The sequence below is a fragment of the Pseudomonas sp. FG13 genome, from assembly GCF_057809755.1.
In genome coordinates this window covers 131306-152645 of sequence record NZ_JBMDKO010000004.1, presented here as the reverse complement: position 1 = coordinate 152645, position 21340 = coordinate 131306, and the positions used below count along the sequence as shown (strand labels likewise).

At 59.6% G+C, this 21340-nt stretch carries 18 protein-coding genes; 5 read left to right on the top strand and 13 right to left on the bottom strand.

Annotated features, from left to right (window positions below):
• Positions 1–248 precede the first annotated feature (248 nt).
• The 12 genes from ACODTO_RS05905 to mtnA all read right to left on the bottom strand — a co-directional run bounded on the left by ACODTO_RS05905 (position 249) and on the right by mtnA (position 15126).
• A complete protein-coding gene (locus ACODTO_RS05905) occupies positions 249–1292 on the bottom strand; it encodes an LPS O-antigen chain length determinant protein WzzB (RefSeq protein ID WP_175385947.1) in 1044 nt (347 codons plus the stop codon).
• A gap of 185 nt (positions 1293–1477) precedes the next feature.
• Positions 1478–1657 (bottom strand): LapA family protein, encoded by a 180-nt coding sequence (locus ACODTO_RS05900; protein ID WP_349654548.1) that lies wholly within the window; start codon positions 1655–1657, stop codon positions 1478–1480.
• A 68-nt stretch (positions 1658–1725) separates the two neighbouring features.
• Positions 1726–2022 carry an integration host factor subunit beta gene (ihfB, locus tag ACODTO_RS05895; RefSeq protein ID WP_003199243.1) on the bottom strand — a complete coding sequence of 99 codons (297 nt, stop codon included), beginning with the start codon at positions 2020–2022 and terminating at the stop codon, positions 1726–1728.
• Between the two features lie 143 nt (positions 2023–2165).
• The gene (locus tag ACODTO_RS05890; protein ID WP_241801732.1) at positions 2166–2444 is read right to left on the bottom strand and encodes a hypothetical protein; all 279 of its coding nucleotides are present in this window, start codon (positions 2442–2444) and stop codon (positions 2166–2168) included.
• 201 nt (positions 2445–2645) lie between these two features.
• The gene (gene rpsA, locus ACODTO_RS05885) at positions 2646–4340 is read right to left on the bottom strand and encodes a 30S ribosomal protein S1 (protein ID WP_041024567.1); all 1695 of its coding nucleotides are present in this window, start codon (positions 4338–4340) and stop codon (positions 2646–2648) included.
• A 120-nt stretch (positions 4341–4460) separates the two neighbouring features.
• Positions 4461–5150, bottom strand: a complete 690-nt coding sequence (cmk, locus tag ACODTO_RS05880; protein WP_139647102.1) for a (d)CMP kinase — start codon at positions 5148–5150, stop codon at positions 4461–4463.
• Positions 5147–7354: a bifunctional prephenate dehydrogenase/3-phosphoshikimate 1-carboxyvinyltransferase gene (locus ACODTO_RS05875; protein WP_489106108.1), complete on the bottom strand. Its 2208-nt coding sequence runs from the start codon at positions 7352–7354 to the stop codon at positions 5147–5149. The genes cmk and ACODTO_RS05875 overlap by 4 nt, the downstream gene beginning before the upstream one ends.
• Before the next feature lie 28 nt (positions 7355–7382).
• Complete coding sequence (hisC, locus tag ACODTO_RS05870; protein WP_489106076.1) at positions 7383–8495, bottom strand: histidinol-phosphate transaminase; 1113 nt, start codon at positions 8493–8495, stop codon at positions 7383–7385.
• A gap of 13 nt (positions 8496–8508) precedes the next feature.
• Entirely contained in the window at positions 8509–9603 is a 1095-nt protein-coding gene (pheA, locus tag ACODTO_RS05865; RefSeq protein WP_024778725.1) for a prephenate dehydratase, read from the bottom strand.
• Complete coding sequence (serC, locus tag ACODTO_RS05860) at positions 9603–10688, bottom strand: 3-phosphoserine/phosphohydroxythreonine transaminase (protein WP_139647108.1); 1086 nt, start codon at positions 10686–10688, stop codon at positions 9603–9605. The genes pheA and serC overlap by 1 nt, the downstream gene beginning before the upstream one ends.
• Before the next feature lie 249 nt (positions 10689–10937).
• A complete protein-coding gene (gene gyrA / locus ACODTO_RS05855; protein ID WP_489106075.1) occupies positions 10938–13604 on the bottom strand; it encodes a DNA gyrase subunit A in 2667 nt (888 codons plus the stop codon).
• Positions 13605–14049: 445 nt separating this feature from the next.
• Positions 14050–15126 carry an S-methyl-5-thioribose-1-phosphate isomerase gene (mtnA, locus tag ACODTO_RS05850; RefSeq protein WP_139647110.1) on the bottom strand — a complete coding sequence of 359 codons (1077 nt, stop codon included), beginning with the start codon at positions 15124–15126 and terminating at the stop codon, positions 14050–14052.
• A gap of 105 nt (positions 15127–15231) precedes the next feature.
• Here mtnA and ACODTO_RS05845 point away from each other — a divergent pair, with 105 nt between their 5' ends.
• The 5 genes from ACODTO_RS05845 (at position 15232) to ACODTO_RS05825 (ending at position 20250) form a co-directional block, all read left to right on the top strand.
• Positions 15232–16563, top strand: coding sequence for a TRZ/ATZ family hydrolase (locus ACODTO_RS05845; RefSeq protein WP_139647112.1), 1332 nt, complete (start codon positions 15232–15234; stop codon positions 16561–16563).
• Positions 16564–16625: 62 nt separating this feature from the next.
• Positions 16626–17324: a bifunctional 2-polyprenyl-6-hydroxyphenol methylase/3-demethylubiquinol 3-O-methyltransferase UbiG gene (gene ubiG / locus ACODTO_RS05840; protein ID WP_139647114.1), complete on the top strand. Its 699-nt coding sequence runs from the start codon at positions 16626–16628 to the stop codon at positions 17322–17324.
• Positions 17325–17328: 4 nt separating this feature from the next.
• Complete coding sequence (gene mupP / locus ACODTO_RS05835; protein ID WP_139647116.1) at positions 17329–18000, top strand: N-acetylmuramic acid 6-phosphate phosphatase MupP; 672 nt, start codon at positions 17329–17331, stop codon at positions 17998–18000.
• A 223-nt stretch (positions 18001–18223) separates the two neighbouring features.
• Complete coding sequence (locus ACODTO_RS05830; RefSeq protein ID WP_175385941.1) at positions 18224–18964, top strand: YciK family oxidoreductase; 741 nt, start codon at positions 18224–18226, stop codon at positions 18962–18964.
• 359 nt (positions 18965–19323) lie between these two features.
• Positions 19324–20250: a GGDEF domain-containing protein gene (locus ACODTO_RS05825; RefSeq protein WP_175385940.1), complete on the top strand. Its 927-nt coding sequence runs from the start codon at positions 19324–19326 to the stop codon at positions 20248–20250.
• Positions 20251–20503: 253 nt separating this feature from the next.
• On the opposite strand, the gene ACODTO_RS05820 is transcribed toward ACODTO_RS05825, so the two are convergent.
• Entirely contained in the window at positions 20504–21274 is a 771-nt protein-coding gene (locus ACODTO_RS05820; RefSeq protein ID WP_217505877.1) for an iron-containing redox enzyme family protein, read from the bottom strand.
• Positions 21275–21340: the final 66 nt, after the last annotated feature.

The window sequence follows — 21340 nt, the reverse complement described above, 5'->3', positions numbered from 1 at the left end:
AAATTTAAAAACCAAAAACAATCATCTATACCCTTAGAGTCGTCCTGACCTAAAACCTCTAATATCCGCAACCAAACACCACTTCATTTAGATTGACCGCAGAAAATTTATGACTTAATGCGAACACCGTCAAAATTAGTATCTGCAACTGGCACAAACACACCAACTTTGCTTTCAACAGGAGTACGAACCTCTACACTATCAACCTGCTTGGAACCTCTTGATGTGGACCTGCTGCCATGTATCGATTATTTTTCAACACGCGCTTGGACTAGCTGCCTCATAAGCGCGGCCGCGAGCCCCAATACAAGGCCCAGGATCATTCCCTTCAGTAGGATAGCTAGCTTATTTGGCTTAATTGGGGTCTGTGGTACCTCTACGTTACCATCCTGTCTGTATACCGACACCAGATCGGGTTCGACTTTAAGCGTACGATAGAAATCGTAACGCATCTGCAACGTGCGTAGGCCTGGAATGAATGCATCATCAGAAACTCTTCCCTCCAAAGCGGATACTTCCGCCGTCAGAGCTAAACTTCCTCGCTGATAATCCATCTTATTACCCGTATCGACAGTAATATCAACTGCACCAGGGGCGTTTATCGCAGGCGTCTTCAAATCTATCGCTTCAGCAATTTTTAGAGCTTCTCGAAGCTGCTGAATACGGTCCTCACGAACCCGCAGGGCGTTCTCCCGCAAACTTACAATTTGCTGCTCCAGATTTCTCGCCCGAACAGCAGCCTCACTAGTAACGTTTTTGATCAACTCAGCCTTGGAGATTTCACTAGCCCGCTGCACATAGACTCTGGTCCAGTCAGTTGCCTTTTTCGCATCATTACTCTGGACGATGACCGAGAATCTTTCGGGAGTATCCTTACCCGGCCCCCCGACCATCAGCACACGAGAAAAATTCTCATATAAAAGGTCAAACGGCCCCTTACGTTGAGACTCCTCAAGTGAAGGCAAATAGATATCATGAAAAAAGGTCTGGCGAAGGGTTTCACTCTGAAGATTGCGAGCAAATAGATCGTAAACTTGTTTGATTGAATAGGGCTCCAACCCAGTGCTTGCGTCACGGCCGTAATTTAACTCAGCAATACCATTTTGAGTGGGGGGACTAATATAGAATCTAGCCTCATAGATGGGTTTGGAAAGATAGGCAACCGCCCCTGCCCCCACCGTTACTACGAACGTAACACCTATAACCAGCCACCTTTGAACCCAAAAATTGCGAAGCAGCGCAATCAAATCAATTTCCTGAGCGTCATGCGCATCAACACGATTATTATGCATACGGGCTCTCAAATGCGGCTGCGGAAAATTTGCCCTTCAACGCGGTGAATGCAATAAAGGTTAACGCTTGGGAGGTCCCGATATAAATTTCGGCGGACCATGAAAATTCTGACATGGAAACATACCCATAATAAAAAACTGCTAACGGCGATCCCCTTACCAAAGTGGTGGGAAATCATATAGCCTCATGCTACCCGCGAACGTACCTTCACCAACCAGAAGAGTGCCAGGCCGATAACCATCCCTGCGAGAAGCGCAAGGAGTATCAAGACCGAAACAGGAAGCTGAGGGGCTGACCAACCGGCGAACGCCAAGGATACTGGTTGTGTATTTTCAATTACAAATAGAATAGTCGTCAAAGCCACGATTAGCGCGGCAACGAAGAAAGCAACCCGTTTAAAACTCCTCACAAAACTCCCCTTTTGCAGCTTTTTCAGAGCTCATCCCCCTCCTCCTCATTCACCCGATCCCTAAGCTCTTTGCCCGGCTTGAAATGAGGTACAAATTTACCGTCCAGACTGACAGACTGACCGGTCTTAGGATTACGCCCTACCCTTGGAGCGCGATAATGCAGGGAAAAGCTGCCGAAACCACGGATCTCGATACGATCTCCAGTCGCCAGACATTGAGACATTTGTTCAAGCATGGTCTTGATGGCCAGCTCCACATCTTTAGATGAGAGCAACCCTTGATGGGTAACAATTCGTTCGATCAACTCCGACTTCGTCATGTTTTTCCCTTCTTTTTCAAGCAGCTAGGAAAATCGCTTCAAAGGTTTTAGCATGCTCCGACGAATTTGAACAGCCCAGCTATTGACATATCTTTCTCGCACCTCAACCGCCCCATTTCAGTGCAGGCCAAGAATTTTGCGGCTTACCGACACATGACCAACATTGTGCGAGTGAGGTAACCCGCTGGATTGAAACCAAACGGGTATTGAGTGTCATCCTTTGCATCATCCGATCGGGTTATCACTTTGTAACCCGCTCCCTTGCACTCCTTGGCAGCCCGCTTTTCACATCTCTCCCACCCAGAACCCAGCCCTGAGCAATCGATCTCAACGCCACTTATACCGCGCACTGCATGGGTCTTGGCGCCTGTAGCACAACCTGCAAGCACCAGAACAATCATGATCATAAAAAGCTTTTTCATTCAGATCCTTGGAATGGGATAGCTCACTATCCCAGCTATATTTAATCATTCCCCTTCATAAAAAAGACAACCTAGTTGGTCAGTGGTTTCGCCACGGCCCGAAAGACCGCTTCATCTGGTAACGCTTCGCGCTTAGGACGGGAGAGAATTACAGCAAAAAAAAGGGCGACCGAAGTCGCCCTTTTTACAGAAAGTCAGAACTTAGTTCTGTTTTTCCGCTTGTGCAGCACGCAGCAGGTCACCCAGAGTGGTGGCTACTGGAGCATCCGAAGCAACTGGCTTGTCGCGCAGGCTCTGGATAGCTTCTTTCTCGTCTTCAACGTCTTTCGACTTGATCGAGAGCTGGATTACGCGGCTCTTGCGATCAACGCTGATGATCTTGGCTTCTACTTCTTCGCCTTCTTTCAGAACGTTACGCGCGTCTTCAACGCGGTCACGGCTGATTTCGGAGGCTTTCAGAGTCGCTTCGATATCGTCGGCCAGGGTGATGATGGCGCCTTTGGCGTCAACTTCTTTCACGATGCCCTTAACGATTGCGCCTTTGTCGTTCTCTTGAACGTACTCGGAGAACGGATCGCTTTCCAGCTGCTTGATACCCAGGGAGATGCGCTCGCGCTCTGGGTCAACCGACAGGATGACGGTGTCCAGCTCGTCGCCCTTCTTGAAGCGACGTACGGCTTCTTCGCCCACTTCGTTCCAGGAGATGTCGGACAGGTGAACCAGGCCGTCGATGCCGCCGTCCAGACCAATGAAGATACCGAAATCGGTGATCGACTTGATGGTGCCGGAGATCTTGTCGCCCTTGTTGAACTGGCCAGAGAAGTCTTCCCATGGGTTGGACTTGCACTGCTTGATGCCCAGGGAGATACGACGACGCTCTTCGTCGATGTCCAGGACCATGACTTCCACTTCGTCGCCGACTTGTACGACTTTCGAAGGGTGGATGTTCTTGTTGGTCCAGTCCATTTCGGAAACGTGTACCAGACCTTCAACGCCTTCTTCCAGCTCAGCGAAGCAGCCGTAGTCGGTGAGGTTGGTAACACGGGCAGTGACGCGGGTGCCTTCTGGGTAACGGGCTTTGATAGCGACCCATGGATCTTCACCCAGTTGCTTGAGGCCCAGGGAAACACGATTGCGCTCGCGATCGTACTTCAGAACCTTGACATCGATCTCGTCGCCAACGTTGACGATTTCAGAAGGATGCTTGATACGCTTCCAGGCCATGTCGGTGATGTGCAGCAGGCCATCGACGCCACCCAGATCGACGAATGCGCCGTAATCGGTGAGGTTCTTGACGATACCCTTGACCTGCTGGCCTTCCTGCAGCGATTCCAGCAGAGCTTCGCGCTCGGCGGAGTTTTCGGCTTCCAGGACACTGCGACGGGAAACGACAACGTTGTTGCGCTTCTGGTCCAGCTTGATGACCTTGAATTCCAGCTCTTTGCCTTCCAGGTGCGTGGTGTCGCGCACTGGACGGACGTCAACCAGGGAACCTGGCAGGAACGCACGGATGCCGTTAACGTCGACAGTGAAGCCGCCTTTAACCTTACCGTTGATAACGCCCTTGACCACTTCCTCAGCTGCGAAAGCCGCTTCCAGAACGATCCAGCATTCAGCGCGCTTGGCTTTTTCACGGGACAGCTTGGTTTCACCAAAGCCATCTTCAACCGAGTCCAGAGCAACGTGAACTTCGTCACCGACGTTGATGTTCAGCTCGCCAGCATCGTTGTAGAACTGCTCAAGCGGGATGAGTGCTTCAGACTTCAGACCAGCGTGAACGGTTACCCAGCGAGCTTGGTAATCGATATCAACGATAACACCGGTGATGATGGAGCCTGCCTGAAGGTTCAGGGTTTTCAGGCTTTCTTCAAAGAGTTCCGCAAAGCTTTCGCTCATTTTAATTCCTGTTGATTAGGGCGAAGAATACGCCCGCCTCCACACCCCAGACGATGTGGGTTAGTTTCATATAGAAGAAGCACCGCAGGACTATGACTGGTCCCCTGCGGAGCTTCCTGGTCACCCGGCGATATCGCGAATGGCGATCTCGCTCATGATGCGTTGCAACACCTGTTCGATGGACAACTCCGTGGAATCCAGCTGTATCGCATCAGCCGCCGGCTTGAGCGGGGCTACTGCGCGCTGGGTGTCACGTTCGTCACGTGCACGGATCTCATCTAGCAGACTCGACAGACTAACATCCTCGCCTTTGCCCTTCAACTGCAAATATCGGCGACGAGCCCGCTCCTCCGCGCTGGCGGTCAGGAAAATCTTCAATGGCGCGTCTGGAAAGACCACCGTGCCCATGTCGCGACCATCGGCCACCAGCCCCGGCTGCTCCAGAAATGCACGCTGACGCTGCAGCAAGGCTTCGCGCACCGCCGGCAGCGCGGCGACCTGGGAGGCCCCGGCGCCAACGGTTTCAGTACGGATGACGTCGCTGACTTCGTCGCCCTCCAGGATGATGCGCTGCAGCTGACCGTCGGTCGCCGCAATGAACTGCACATCCAGGTGCGCCGCCAGGGCCTTGAGCAACTCCTCGTTGGTCAGGTCCACGCCATGGTTGCTGGCCGCAAATGCGAGCAGGCGGTACAGGGCCCCCGAATCGAGCAGGTTCCAGCCCAGCTGCCTGGCCAGCATCCCGGCGACGGTGCCCTTGCCCGAACCGCTCGGACCATCGATGGTGATGACCGGTGCCTTGATGTTCACGACTGTGCCTCTTTTGCCACTCGAATACCAACCTGCGCGCACAGCGCCAGGAAGTTCGGGAACGACGTCGCGACGTTGGCGCAGTCATGGATGCGAATCGGCGCGCTCGCTCGCAGGGACGCAACACTGAAGGCCATGGCGATGCGATGATCACCGTGGCCATGGACTTCGCCGCCGCCGATCTGGCCACCGTCGATGATGATGCCGTCCGGCGTAGGCTCGCACTTGACGCCCAGCGCCAGCAAACCATCCGCCATCACCTGGATACGGTCCGATTCCTTGACCCGCAGCTCTTCGGCGCCGGTCAACACCGTCCGCCCTTGCGCGCAGGCCGCAGCCACGAACAGCACCGGGAACTCATCGATCGCCAGCGGAACCAGCGCCTCGGGAATCTCGATACCCTTGAGTTTAGCTGCTCTTACGCGAAGGTCCGCCACCGGCTCGCCGCCCACTTCACGCTGGTTCTCCAGGGTGATGTCGGCGCCCATCAGGCGCAGGATATCGATCACGCCCGTACGGGTCGGATTGATGCCGACGTGCTCGAGCACCAGCTCGGAGCCTTCGGCGATGGACGCTGCCACCAGGAAGAACGCCGACGAAGAGATGTCGCCCGGCACTTCGATGTGGGTCGCGGTCAACTTGCCGCCCGACTCAACGGACGCCGTAGCGCCATTGACCGTGACCGGATAGCCAAAGCCACGGAGCATGCGCTCGGTGTGGTCACGGGTCGGCGCCGGCTCGGTGACAGTGGTCTTGCCTTCGGCATAGAGACCGGCCAGCAGCAGGCAGGATTTCACCTGGGCACTGGCCATTGGCATGGTGTAGGTCAGGCCCTTAAGTTTGTTGCCACCACGGATGACCATCGGTGGACGACCGTCGGCGGCCGTCTCGATGACCGCGCCCATTTCCCGCAGCGGGTTGGCCACGCGGTTCATCGGCCGCTTGGACAGCGACGCGTCGCCGGTCAGGGTGCTGTCGAAATCCTGTGCGGCCAGCAGGCCGGACAACAGGCGCATCGAAGTGCCGGAGTTACCCAGGTAGATCGGGCCTGGCGCAGGCTTGAGGCCATGCAAGCCAACACCGTGGATCGTCACGCGGCCGTGGTGCGGCCCTTCGATGACCACCCCCATGTCGCGGAATGCTTGCAGCGTCGCCAGGGCATCTTCGCCCTCGAGGAAGCCTTCCACCTCGGTCACGCCTTCGGCCAGGGAGCCGAGCATGATCGAGCGGTGGGAAATCGATTTATCGCCCGGTACACGAATACGCCCGCTCAGGGAGCCACCAGGTTGTGCCAGGAAAATCAGATCGTTGGAATTCATAGCGTCCACATAGGCCCGACGGGCCAGGATTTTACTGAAATGCTCGCGGGCCACCCTGGCGCGTGTGAAAACGCCCAGCAGTTGGTGCCCGTCCCCTGCATCGACCGCGTCGCGTAAGGCGTCGAGGTCGCTGCGAAATGTATCGAGTGTGCGCAGGACAGCTTCGCGGTTGGCGAGGAAGATGTCGTGCCACATGACCGGGTCGCTACCGGCGATTCTCGTGAAATCGCGGAAACCGCCGGCAGCGTAACGGAAGATCTCAAGATTTTCATTGCGTTTGGCCAATGAATCCACCAGACCGAACGCCAACAGGTGCGGTAAATGGCTGGTGGCGGCCAGGACTTCGTCATGACGTCCGACCTGCATATGCTCGACATCGGCACCCAATTCACGCCATAAGCGGTCCACCATCGCCAGCGCCGCCGGATCGGTCTGCTCCAGCGGCGTCAATATGACTTTGTGACGGCGAAACAGCTCGGCGTTGGAAGCTTCCACGCCGCTCTGCTCGGAGCCGGCAATCGGATGACCCGGCACGAAGCGCGCCGGCATCCCGCCGAAGGCTTCGGTAGCCGCACGCACGACGTTACCCTTGGCACTGCCGACGTCAGTCAGGATCGCCTGGCCCAGGTCCATGGTCGCCAGCCGTGCCAGGAGTTTCTCCATGGCCAGGATCGGCACCGCCAGTTGAATCACGTCAGCCCCCTGGCACGCAGCCGCCAGATCGTCTTCACAACGATCTACCACGCCCAGTTCCACCGCCAGTTGGCGCGACTGCGGATCCAGGTCGACGCCGACCACCTCGCGGCACAGACCGCTTTCGCGCAAGCCCTTGGCGAACGAGCCACCGATCAGCCCCAGACCGACCACCACCAGGCGACCGATCATAGGTGCAGCAGGTTGCAGTGAAGTGACATCAACCACGAGCCAGGACCTTGCTCAACGCCTCGAGGAAACGGCTGTTTTCCGCTTGCAGGCCAACGGTGATGCGCAGGTGGTTCGGCATGCCGTAATTGGCCACCGGGCGTACGATCACGCCTTCACGCAACAGGCCTTGGAACACCGGCGCCGCAACACGCCCCAGGTCGACGCAGATGAAGTTGCCTTTCGAGGGAATCCAGCCCAGGCCCAACTCGCGGAAACCCGCTTCCAACTGCTGCATGCCCGCTTCGTTCAAGTGACGGCTCTGAGCCAGGTATTCTTCATCCTGCAGTGCAGCACAGGCAGCGGCCAGGGCAAAGCTGTTGACGTTGAACGGTTGACGCACGCGGTTCAGCACGTCAGCCACCACGGCGGTGGACAGGCCGTAACCGACCCGCAACGATGCCAGGCCATAGGCCTTGGAGAACGTGCGCGAAACCAGCAGGTTCGGGTACGCCGCTAGGAAGTCCAGGCCATCGGGCAGGTCACTGCCTTCGGCGTACTCGATGTACGCCTCGTCCAGCACCACCAGCACGTGCTCCGGGACGTCCTGCAGGAAGTCGTCCAGGGCCTGGGCGTCGAACCAGGTGCCGGTCGGGTTGTTCGGGTTGGCGATGAACACCACTCGGGTGTTGGCGTCGATGGCTGCCAGCATGGCCGGCAGATCGTGCCCCCAATCCTTGGCCGGAACCACGCGAGCGTCGGCACCGACCGCCTGGGTGGCGATCGGGTAGACCGCAAACGCATGTTCGCTCAACACCGCGTTGAGGCCCGGCGCCAGGTAGGCACGCGCCACGAGCTCGAGAATATCGTTGGAGCCGTTGCCCAGGGTCACCTGGTTCAGCTCGACACCACAGCGCTCGGCCAGCAGGCTTTTCAAGGCGAACCCATTGCCATCGGGGTAACGGGTCAGCTCGGCCAGTTCATCACGGATCGCCGCCAGTGCCTTGGGACCGGCACCCAGCGGGTTCTCGTTACTTGCCAGTTTGACGATGCTGGCCGGATCCAGGTCCAGCTCGCGAGCCAGTTCGTCCACGGGCTTGCCCGGAACGTAAGGCGAAAGTTGTTGCACGCCTGGCTGTGCCAGAGCGAGGAAGTTGCCACTCATTTGCTATCCGCCCTTAAAGAACTGCCTTGGGGTAGGAACCCAGCACCTTGAGTGCCACTGCTTCCTGACTGATTTTCTCCAGCACACCTTTTACCAGCGGGTCGCGGTGGTGGCCGACGAAATCGATGAAGAACACGTAGGTCCATTTACCGCTGCGCGACGGACGGGTCTCGATCCGGGTCAGATCGATACCATTGTCGTGGAACGGCACCAGCAGCTCATGAAGCGCACCGGGCTTGTTGCTCATGGAGACGATGATCGAGGTCTTGTCGTCGCCGGTCGGTGGCACTTCCTGGTTGCCGATCATCAGGAATCGCGTGGAGTTGTCCGGACGATCCTCGATTTTCTCAGCCAGGCGAGTCAGCCCATAGAGACCGGCCGCCATGTCCCCGGCGATCGCCGCCGAGTTCCACTCACCCTTGACCCGCTTGGCCGCCTCGGCGTTGCTCGATACCGCCACGCGCTCGACATTCGGATAATGGGCGTCCAGCCACTTGCGGCACTGGGCCAGGGACTGGGCGTGGGAATAGATCCGGCTGATGCTGTCGGTCTTGGTGTTCTCGCCCACCAGCAGGTGATGGTGGATGCGCAGCTCGACTTCGCCGCAGATCACCATGTCATGTTCGAGGAAGCTGTCCAGCGTGTGGTTGACCGCGCCTTCGGTGGAGTTTTCCACCGGCACCACGCCGAAATTCACCGCGCCGGCCGCGACTTCGCGGAAGACTTCGTCGATGGCCGCCATCGGCTTGCTGATCACCGCGTGGCCGAAGTGCTTCATGGCGGCGGCCTGGGTAAAGGTCCCCTCAGGGCCCAGGTACGCCACTTTCAGCGGTTGCTCGAGGGCCAGGCACGACGACATGACCTCGCGGAACAGCCGCGCCATCTCTTCGTTGCTCAGCGGGCCCTTGTTGCGCTCCATGACGCGCTTGAGCACCTGAGCCTCACGCTCGGGTCGATAGAACACCGGCACCTCACCTTCGGCAAGGGAGGCCATTTTCACCCGGGCGACTTCCTGGGCGCAGCGCGCGCGCTCGCTGATCAGCTCCAGGACTTTTTCGTCCAGGGCATCGATGCGCAGGCGCAGCGCCTTGAGTTCTTGCTCTGACATCAGCCGTGTTCCTTCTCGAACTCTGCCATGTAGGCGATCAGTGCGTTGACCGCATTGATGTCCACGGCGTTGTAGATGGAGGCGCGCATGCCACCGACCGAGCGATGGCCCTTGAGGTTCAGCAGCCCGCGCTCGTCGGCACCCGCCAGGAACGGCTTGTCGAGACGGTCGTCGGCCAGGCGGAACGGTACGTTCATCCAGGAGCGGTCGGTCTTGTTGATCGGGTTGCTGTAGAGGCCGCTGGCGTCGATGAAGTCGTAGAGCACGCGTTGCTTCACTTCATTGAGCTTGCCGATGGCTTCGACACCGCCCTGCTCCTTGAGCCATTCGAATACCAGGCCGGACAGGTACCAGGCCAGGGTCGGCGGCGTGTTGTACATCGAGCCGTTGTCGGCTGCGACCTTGTAGTTGAGCATGGTCGGGCACAGGGAACGGGCACGACCCAACAGGTCCTCGCGAATGATGCTGACCAGGATGCCGCTCGGGCCGATGTTCTTCTGGGCGCCGGCGTAGATCATGCCGAAACGGGAGACATCCACAGGGCGCGAAAGAATGTCCGAAGACATGTCAGCCACCAATGGCACGTCACCGGTTTCCGGGATCCAGTTGAATTCCAGGCCGCCGATGGTTTCGTTCGGTGCGTAATGAACGTAGGCCGCGTCCTTGGACAGGTTCCACTCATTCTGACCGGGGATGGCGAAATAATCGTAGGGCTTGGCGGTGGCGGCAACGTTGACGTGGCCGTAACGCGAGGCTTCTTCAATGGCTTTCTGCGACCAGATACCGGTGTCGATGTAGTCAGCCTTGCCACTCTCCGGCAACAGGTTCAACGGGATCTGGGCAAATTGCTGGCTGGCGCCGCCCTGCAGGAACAACACCTTGTAGTTGGACGGGATGTTCAGCAGATCACGCAGGTCCTGCTCGGCCTTGGTGGCAATGGACACGAACTCATCGCTACGATGGCTCATTTCCATGACGGACAGGCCCTTGCCATGCCAGTCGAGAAGTTCACCCTGGGCACGCTTCAGGACCGCTTCAGGAAGCGCCGCCGGGCCGGCACAGAAGTTATAGGCTCTCTTGCTCACATCCAATCTCGCTCTGATCTGGTGGTCACACATTAATACGGTATCAGCGGGCGCCCATTGTGGGAGCAAGGCTTGCCCGCGATTACAGACTTGCATTCAACATGAATGTCGACTGATCTATCGCTATCGCGGGCAAGCCTTGCTCCCACAGCTCGCTCCCACAGTTGAGCTGTCATGCACAGTCTCGCAAAATTTCAAAAGGGACAAACAACAAGGGGGCGAATCTTCATCCGCCCCCTGCGTGTCCGCTTATTCCTGCGGTTCTTCTTCGTCTGCGGCAGCGTCGAGCGATTGATCGTCGCCGGCCATGTCGTCGACATCGGCACCCAGGGTACCGTCGAACGCCACGTCGTCCTCGCCTTCCAGCTCCTCGCCTTCGACTTCCGACGGCTCCTGCACCCGCTCAAGCCCCACCAGCGTTTCATCGCTGGCCAGCTTGATCAGCGTCACGCCCTGGGTATTACGGCCCAGGCTCGACACTTCGTCGACCCGCGTACGTACCAGGGTGCCCTGGTCGGAGATCAGCATGATCTCTTCGCCATCGAGCACTTGGACTGCACCGACCAGACGGCCGTTACGCTCGTTGCTGACCATGGCGATCACGCCCTGGCCGCCACGCTTGTACTCGGGGAATTCGCTGATGGCGGTACGCTTGCCATAACCACGCGCCGAAGCGGTGAGGATCTGGCTGCCCTCTTCGGGGATCAGCATGGAAATCAGCTTCTGACCTTCCGGCAGGCGCATGCCGCGCACACCGCGGGCGGTACGGCCCATGGCGCGAACGTCGGATTCCTTGAAGCGGGTAACCTTGCCACCGTCGGAGAACAGCATGACCTCACGCTCGCCATCGGTGATGGCGGCGGAAATCAACACGTCGCCTTCGTCCAGCTCCAGGGCAATCAGGCCCACGCTGCGCTGGCGACTGAAGGACTCCAGCGGGGTCTTCTTGACGGTGCCGTTGGCGGTCGCCATGAAGATGTAGTGGCCTTCGGTGTATTCCTCCACCGGCAACATGGTGGTGATGTACTCACCGTCGTCCAGTGGCAGCAGGTTGACCAGCGGACGACCACGGGCGGCGCGAGACGCTTCGGGAATTTCGTAGGTCTTGAGCCAGTACACCTTGCCCTTGCTGGAGAACAGCAACAGCGTGGTGTGGCTGTTGGCAACCAGCAGGTGAGCAATGTAGTCCTCATCCTTGACGCCAGTCGCCGACTTGCCTTTGCCACCGCGACGCTGGGCCTGGTAGGCGGCCAGCGGCTGGGTCTTGGCATAGCCACCGTGGGAAATGGTCACCACGCGGTCTTCTTCCGGGATCATGTCACCCAGGGTCAGGTCCAGGCGCGCATCGAGGATCTCGGTGCGGCGCACGTCGCCGTATTCGGCGCGGATCACTTCCAGTTCTTCGCGGATCACTTCCATCAGGCGCGTGGCGCTGTTGAGGATGCGGATCAGCTCGCCGATCTGGTTGAGGATCTCCTGGTACTCGGCCAGCAGCTTCTCATGCTCCAGGCCGGTCAGGCGGTGCAGGCGCAGTTCCAGGATGGCTTGCGCCTGTTCCGGGGACAGGAAGTACTTGCCGTCGCGCAGGCCGTATTGCGGGTCGAGGTTCTCCGGACGGCAGGAGTCGGCGCCAGCGCGCTCGACCATGGTCATCACCGCACTGGACTCCCAAGGCGTGCTGACCAGCGCTTCCTTGGCTTCCGACGGCGTCGGTGAAGCCTTGATCAGGGCAATGACCGGGTCGATGTTCGACAAGGCCACAGCCTGGCCTTCCAGGATGTGACCACGCTCACGGGCCTTGCGCAGTTCGAACACGGTACGGCGGGTAACCACTTCGCGACGGTGACGCACGAAGGCTTCCAGCAGGTCCTTGAGGTTCAGGATCCGCGGACGACCATCGATCAACGCAACGATGTTGATACCGAACACGCTTTGCAGCTGGGTTTGAGCGTAGAGGTTGTTGAGGATCACCTCAGGCACTTCGCCGCGACGCAGCTCGATCACGACGCGCATGCCGTCCTTGTCGGACTCGTCCCGCAGCTCGGTGATGCCTTCGAGCTTCTTCTCCTTGACCAGCTCGGCGATCTTCTCGATCAGACGGGCCTTGTTCAGCTGGTACGGGAGTTCGGTGATGACGATCTGCTGGCGGCCACCGACCTTGTCGATGTCTTCGACCGTCGAGCGAGCGCGCATATAAATGCGGCCGCGACCGGTGCGATAGGCCTCGATGATACCGGCACGACCGTTGATGATCGCGGCGGTGGGGAAGTCCGGACCGGGGATGTATTGCATCAGCTCATCGACGGTCAGCTCGGGGTTGTCGATGAGGGCCAGGCAGCCGTCGATGACTTCACCGAGGTTGTGCGGCGGGATGTTGGTTGCCATGCCCACGGCAATGCCGCTGGAACCGTTGACCAGCAGGTTCGGGATACGGGTCGGCATGACCGCCGGGATCATTTCGGTGCCGTCGTAGTTCGGCACCCAGTCCACGGCTTCCTTGTGCAGGTCGGCCAGCAGCTCGTGGGCGAGCTTGGTCATGCGCACTTCGGTGTATCGCATGGCCGCAGCGTTGTCGCCGTCCACGGAGCCGAAGTTGCCCTGGCCGTCTACCAGCAGGTAGCGCAGGGAAAATGGCTGCGCCATCCGGACGATGGTGTCGTACACCGCAGTGTCACCGTGAGGGTGATACTTACCGATCACGTCACCGACGACACGGGCGGATTTCTTGTACGGCTTGTTGAAGTCGTTGCCCAGCTCGCTCATCGCGAACAACACGCGCCGGTGCACGGGCTTCAAGCCATCGCGCGCATCCGGCAGCGCCCGCCCGACGATTACGCTCATTGCGTAGTCGAGGTAGGACTGTTTCAGCTCGTCTTCGATATTGACCGGGAGGATTTCTTTGGCCAGTTCGCCCATGAGAAGCCTGATTCCTTTTTCTGGTGAAACCTCGTCACATCCAGACGGGATGAACGAAGCTCGCCGCTACAGGACAAGTGCCGTGCAGCGACTTACGACAAATCAACGAGTTATGCCATGGATCTGCGCAGTAAAGACCGCTTCGTGAAGCGACCTTGGAAACCGCCGGATGTTATCACAAGAGCCGCCACGCACCTATCCCCCAGATGCGCATGGAGCATAGTTAGTTGACCGGTGACAGGCTGGAATGGGACGAGAGGGGCTTAGAAGCGCTGCGACTGAAGAATTTGCGCTCAAATGCAAGAAGATTCACAGCTTTCAAGGGCCTCTTCGCGAGGAGGCTCGCTCCCACAGGTGTGTTTTGTATGCCCGGGGTTCCTGACACACCGCAATTCCATGTGGGAGCGAGCCTGCTCGCGAAGGCAATGCACCTGACAAAACCGTCTTAATGCAGCCGCTTGCGGCACATCAATTGCGCCATCTTCGCGGTATCCGGGCGCTCGACGATACCCTTCTCCGTGACGATGGCATCGATCAGGTCGGCCGGCGTGACGTCGAACACCGGGTTGAACGCCTCCACATCCGCGCCAACCCGCTTGCCGCCGACTTCCAGCAGTTCGCGCCCGTCGCGTTCTTCGATCGGGATGTCTTCGCCACTGGCCAGGTTCATGTCGATCGTCGAACTCGGTGCCACCACCATGAAGCGCACGCCGTGGTGCATGGCGCAGACCGCCAGTTGATAGGTACCGATCTTGTTCGCCACGTCACCGTTGGCGGTGATGCGGTCGGCGCCGACGATCACCCAGGTCACGCCCTTGGTCTTCATGATATGGGCAGCGGCGGAATCGGCGTTGAGGGTCACCGGGATGCCCTCATTGGCCAACTCCCAGGCCGTGAGGCGCGAGCCCTGCAGCCATGGACGGGTTTCGTCGGCGTAGACACGCTCGACCATCCCCTCGATGAATGCGCCGCGGATCACCCCCAGGGCCGTGCCGAAGCCGCCGGTGGCCAGGGCACCGGTATTGCAATGGGTCAGGATGGCCTGGGCATTGCCCTGATGCTTGCGGATCAGGTCGACGCCGAGCTGGGCCATGGTCAGATTGGCTTCACGATCACTTTCGTGAATGGCGACAGCCTCGGCCTCAAGGGCGGCCAGCGGCTCGGCATGCTCCTTCAAGCGCGCCAACCGGTCGCGCATCCGATCCAAGGCCCAGAACAGGTTCACCGCCGTCGGCCGGGATTCGGCCAACAAGGTGAAATCCGCCTCCAGCGCCGTTTGCCAATCACCGCCCTCGGCCACCCTCGCCCGCGCGGCCAGCACCACACCGTAAGCCGCACTGATCCCGATGGCCGGCGCGCCGCGCACCACCATCGCACGAATGGCCTCGGCCACGCCGGCCGCACTGGTGTAGGCGATCCAGTTTTCCTCGAACGGCAAAACACGCTGATCCAGCAGGTACAGGGCGCCATCCCGCCAATCGATGGCCTTCACCTTCTCCGCAGCCAACAGTTGATCGCGCATCCTACACTCCGCACTCTTGAACAAAGCCGCCGATTATAGCGATCCCAGCGTGATGACGCTCGGGTATACTTCGCCATCCTTTATAACCCATGGAACCGATCCACGATGCCCAAGCCAGCCGTTGCGCTCGACTTACTATTGCTGCCGACCTGGTTGGTGCCTGTCGAACCCGCCGGTGTGGTACTCAAGGATCACGGTCTGGGCATCCGCAACGGTTGCATCGTGTTCATCGGCCCACGGGCCGAAGCCCTGAAATGTGAGGCTGCCGAGGTCCGCGAGTTGCCGGGCATGTTGCTCAGCCCGGGCCTGATCAATGCCCACGGGCATGCGGCGATGACACTGTTCCGCGGTCTGGCCGACGACCTGCCCCTGATGACCTGGCTTGAACAGCATATCTGGCCGGCCGAGGGCAAATGGGTCGATGAAGACTTCGTGCGCGACGGCACCGACCTGGCGATCGCCGAGCAGATCAAGGGTGGCATCACCTGTTTCTCTGACATGTATTTCTATCCCAAGGTTGCCAGCGAGCGCGTCCATAACAGCGGCATCCGTGCGCAAATCGCCATTCCGATCCTCGATTTCCCGATTCCCGGGGCCGCCAGTGCCGACGACGCCATTCGTCAGGGCATCGAATTGTTTGGCGATCTCAAGCACCATCCACGGATCAAAGTCGCATTCGGTCCGCATGCACCCTACACCGTGGGCGACGAGAACCTGGAGAAAATCCGTGTGATTGCCGAAGAGCTGGACGCGGCCATTCATATGCATGTTCACGAAACCGCCTTCGAAGTGCAGCAGGCTGTGGATAACACCGCTGAGCGACCAATGGCTCGCCTGGGGCGGCTTGGCCTGTTGGGGCCGCGTTTCCAAGCGGTGCACATGACTCAGATCAGCGATGAAGACCTGGCCTTGCTGGTAGAAAGCAATTGCAGTGTGATCCATTGCCCGGAATCGAACCTGAAGCTGGCCAGTGGCTTCTGCCCGGTGGAGCGCTTGTGGCAGGCCGGCGTCAATGTGGCGGTCGGCACCGACGGCGCGGCGAGCAACAACGACCTGGACCTGCTGGGGGAAACCCGCACCGCAGCCCTGTTGGCCAAGGCCGTCGCCGGTTCAGCGACGGCCCTGGATGCCCATCGGGCGTTGCGCATGGCCACGCTCAATGGCGCCCGGGCCCTGGGCATCGAGGCCACCGTTGGTTCGCTGGAAGTCGGCAAGGCCGCCGACCTGGTGGCCTTCGATCTGTCGGGACTGGCCCAGCAACCGATCTACGACCCGGTGTCGCAGCTGATCTATGCCACCGGCCGCGATTGCGTGAAACACCTGTGGGTGGCCGGCAAGCCGTTGCTTGAGGACGGCCGGCTGACCCGCCTGGACGAACCGCAACTGACCGCCACGGCCCAGGCCTGGGGTCGCCGCATCAGCGGTCACGACGAATAACCCTGCCTCTTGAGCCACGGCTCGGGGCAACTGATTTTTTCAAGTTTTTCGAGGATCTGCACATGAGCAACGTCGACCACGCCGAAATCGCCAAGTTCGAAGCCTTGGCTCACCGCTGGTGGGACCGCGAAAGCGAATTCAAGCCGCTGCACGATATCAACCCGCTGCGGGTCAACTGGATCGACGAGCGGGTCAACCTGGCCGGCAAGAAGGTGCTCGACGTCGGCTGTGGCGGCGGCATTCTCAGCGAAGCCATGGCCCAGCGCGGGGCAACCGTGATGGGCATCGACATGGGCGAGGCGCCGCTGGCTGTGGCGCAGTTGCACCAACTGGAGTCCGGCGTCAACGTAGAGTACCGGCAGATCACCGCAGAGGCCCTGGCCGAGGAAATGCCGGCTCAGTTCGACGTGGTCACCTGCCTGGAAATGCTCGAACATGTGCCGGACCCGTCCTCGGTCATCCGCGCCTGCTTCCGCATGGTCAAGCCCGGCGGCCAGGTGTTCTTTTCCACGATCAACCGCAACCCGAAGGCGTACCTGTTTGCCATCATCGGTGCGGAATACATCATGAAGCTGCTGCCCCGTGGCACCCACGACTTCAAGAAGTTCATCCGTCCTTCCGAGCTGGGCGCCTGGAGCCGCATGGCCGGGCTGACCGTCAAGGACATCATCGGCCTGACCTACAATCCGCTGACCAAGCACTACAAGCTGGCCGCCGACGTTGACGTCAACTACATGATCCAGACCCTGCGCGAGGAGTAAGTCGATGCGTCTCAAAGCGGTTCTCTTCGACATGGACGGCACGCTGCTCGACACCGCGCCGGACTTCATCGCCATCTGCCAGGCCATGCGCGCCGACCGTGGCTTGCCACCGATGAACACGCAGCACATTCGTGACGAAATCTCCGGTGGTGCCCGTGCGATGGTCGCGGTGACCTTTTCCATGGACCCCGAATCACCGGGCTTCGAGGACCTGCGCCAGGAATTCCTCGACCGCTACCTCAAGGGGTGCGCTGTCCATAGCCACCTGTTCGACGGCATGGCCGAAGTACTGGCCGACATTGAAGCCGCCAACCTGATCTGGGGGGTGGTCACCAACAAACCGGTGCGCTTCGCCGAACCCATCATGCAGCAACTGGGCCTGGCCGAGCGCTCGAAGGTGCTGATCTGCCCGGATCACGTGACCAACAGCAAACCGGATCCGGAACCACTGATCCTGGCGTGCAAGCTGCTCGACCTGGACCCGGCCAGCGTGCTGTTCGTGGGCGACGATCTGCGGGACATCGAGTCCGGGCGCAGCGCCGGCACCAAGACCTGCGCAGTGACCTACGGCTATATCCACCCGGACGACAACCCCAAGCACTGGGGCGCGGACGTGGTGATCGATCACCCGTTGGCGTTGCGCGAAGTACTGGATAACGCGTTGTGCAGTTGCTGAGCTAACTACTTCGTGTGGCAAGACAATAAGTAGATTTTTTGTGGCGAGGGGATTTATCCCCGCCGAGGTGCGAAGCGCCTCCAAGAGATGTCAGTCACTGCGGTGTATCAAGTAATACGCAAGGGGTCGCTTCGCGACCCAGCGGGGATGAATCCCCTCGCCACAATACAACCCGTCGCCACACCGTGCATCACCACGCATCGTTATGTTTCATGAGGTTTTTATGTTTGATTATTCCGCCCGCCCCGACCTGCTCGACGGCCGGGTCATCCTGGTCACCGGTGCCGGTCGTGGCATCGGCGCGGCTGCCGCCAAGGCCTACGCTGCCCACGGCGCTACCGTGCTGCTGCTGGGCAAGACCGAAGCCAACCTGACCCAGGTCTATGATGAAATCGAAGCGGCCGGCCATCCACAGCCGGCGGTGATTCCCTTCAACCTCGAAACCGCCCAGCCCCATCAATACGACGAACTGGCAGCCATGATCGAAACCGAGTTCGGTCACTTGGACGGCCTGTTGCACAACGCCTCGATCATCGGCCCGCGCACGCCGCTGGAACAACTGTCCGGCGAGAACTTCATGCGGGTGATGCACGTGAACGTCAATGCCATGTTCATGCTCACCAGCACCTTGCTCCCCCTGCTCAAGCTGTCCACGGACGCATCCGTGGTGTTCACCTCCAGCAGCGTCGGTCGCAAGGGTCGAGCGTACTGGGGCGCTTATGGCGTATCCAAGTTTGCCACCGAGGGGTTGATGCAGACACTGGCCGACGAAGTCGATACCGTCGCGCCGGTGCGCGCCAACAGCATCAACCCCGGCGCAACCCGTACCAGCATGCGCGCCCAGGCCTATCCGGGGGAAAATCCGCTCAACAATCCGACACCGGAAGAGATCATGCCGGTCTATCTGTACCTGATGGGGCCGGACAGCAAGGGCGTCAACGGTCAGGCGTTCAACGCACAGTAAAGACTCATCCTCACGTCGCGGCGGTTTACCGTCGCGATGCTCCCCCGCTTCAACGCCGAGCCAGGCGAACCGCCAAACCCATGTCGCGCAAAAATCGGCGCGCCAGGGGCGCTTGATTTCACCTCATTGATTTTAAATGGTTTTTTCAAAAGTGAACGCACTGGCACGACTTTCGCTCTAACCCTTCTAAACACGCCATGTCCGGCGGGTAGCGGAGGTTGATACGAGGCCTGCGTCAGCCAAGGAAAGCAGACTAGACTCAAATCAATGTCCTACGGGACTTAAGGGCCAGTACGACACGCAGCCCACAGCCACCTCACCCGGCGCCAGGATAGATTCTGCTTAGGGGCTCACGCCAAATGAAAACGCCCATCCAGACCAACGCGATTGATTTCGACAGCGCCAAACTGCAGCGCCTGGGCCTCGGTCAACCGTCGCCGCTCGTCGCACGCGCCGTCAGCCTGTCGCAATTGCGTCAGCAACTGAGTCAGCAATTGCAGACCAGCCTGGAACCTCAGCGGATTCTGGGCCTGTTTTTCCGTGAAGTTCAACGACTGGTGCCCCTGGATGCGCTGGCCTATCAGCACAAGCCCAGCGATCTGCGGCTGGAGTTCGGTCAACGCGGGCATCATCTGCTCAGCTACAACCTCAGCCATGAAGGCGAACAGCTGGGCGAATTGGTGTTCCGCCGCAATCAGCGCTTTAGCGACGCGGAACAGAGTGACCTCGAATCAGTGCTGTCGACCCTGTTGTTTCCGCTGCGTAACGCCCTGCTCTACCGCGCCGCCACCCAGAGTGCCCTGCGCGATCCGTTGACCGGAACCGGCAACCGCATTGCCATGGACCAGGTCATGGAGCGGGAAATCGACATGGCCAGGCGTCATATGCAGCCGTTGTCGCTGCTGATGCTCGACATCGACCACTTCAAGCGTATCAACGATACCTACGGCCATGGCGCCGGTGATGAGGTGCTCAAGGCCGTTGCCGAGTCGATCAAGGATCAACTGCGCAATGTGGACATGGTCTTCAGGTTCGGCGGCGAGGAGTTTCTGATCCTGCTTTCCAACACCAGTCGGGAGGCCGCAGCCACGATTGGCGAGCGACTGCGGTATGCCGCCCAGTTGCAGGATTATTTCGCGGCGGGTGTCAGGATTGAGCTGACGGTCAGCCTCGGCTGCGCGACGCTGCTGCCGGGTGAGTCCTTGGAAAGCCTGCTGCGCCGGGTCGACAGCGCGTTGTATGTGGCCAAGCGCGAAGGTCGGAATCGGTTGGCGATGGCGGGTTGATTGAAAACAGGCGAGTCAGGCTGGGTGCAGGAGCCGCTCGCGAAGGGTCGGTGGCAGGCTCGATACTTCTGCAAGCTGGTTCACCGCTATCGCGAGCAGGCTCGCTCCCACAAGGGTTCAAGGTGAGTCTGATTGCATTAAACAAAAATGTGGGAGCGAGCCTGCTCGCGATAGCGATCCGACAGCCAACCTCCCCGTTGGCCAGCCAGAACGCTTCGCGAGCGGGCCCGCTCCCACATCGGTCAACTAGGCATCAGCTCCCGGCCAGCGCCAGGCGCTCGCGGTGAGGTGCCAATTTTCCGGCCGTCTCCGACTGTTCCAGTTGCATGCAACGTTCCAGGAACAGGTACATGTAGTCGTAGCTCTTGCACACGGCCTGGCGCAGTTCGTTCTGCAAGGCCTGGCTCGGATTCATGCCCGCCAGCGTGCAGATGATTTCCAGCGCTTCCCATGGGTGGGCATCGTCGTACTGGGCGTGCATCTTCAGCCATTTCATGGCGCGCTTGCGGTCTTCCTCGGCGAAAGCCGCCGCGTAGATGCCGCTGGAACACACCAGCGCCGACCACTCTCCGGTCGCGCCTTCGATGGCATAGTTGGTCGCCGCGATTGCCACGATCAGCGAGTCCGAAGAGCTGGTATGCCAGCACCAATGGCTCAAGGCATGGAGTTCAGGCGCTACCTGCTGCGCCTGGAGGTCCTCCAGCGTCACGCCGTGGGCGGCGCTCCAGTTCACCCAGTAGTCGGCGTGATTGAGTTCGACACGAATGTTACGCATCAGCCAGCGCCGGGCCATATCCTCGCCGGGATGGCGGGCAAAGCGGGTCTTGGTGAGGTTCTGTGCCATGTATAAGGCGAACTGTTCAACGACCGGCCAACCACCGATGAGGTAGTGGCGCATGGTCTTGGCGCTGAGCTTATTGTCGCGCATGCGCTGATACAGCTCGTGTTCGACAACCCGGCGCTTGCTCTCGCCGCAATCGGCGATGAGCTGCTGTGCCCATTGCGGATAGCTTTTGGCGTCCATGAGCGGGCCTGTTCGGTTGAATGTGTCGATCACTGTCGGGCTCCTTTTGATTGTGATTTTTTTCCG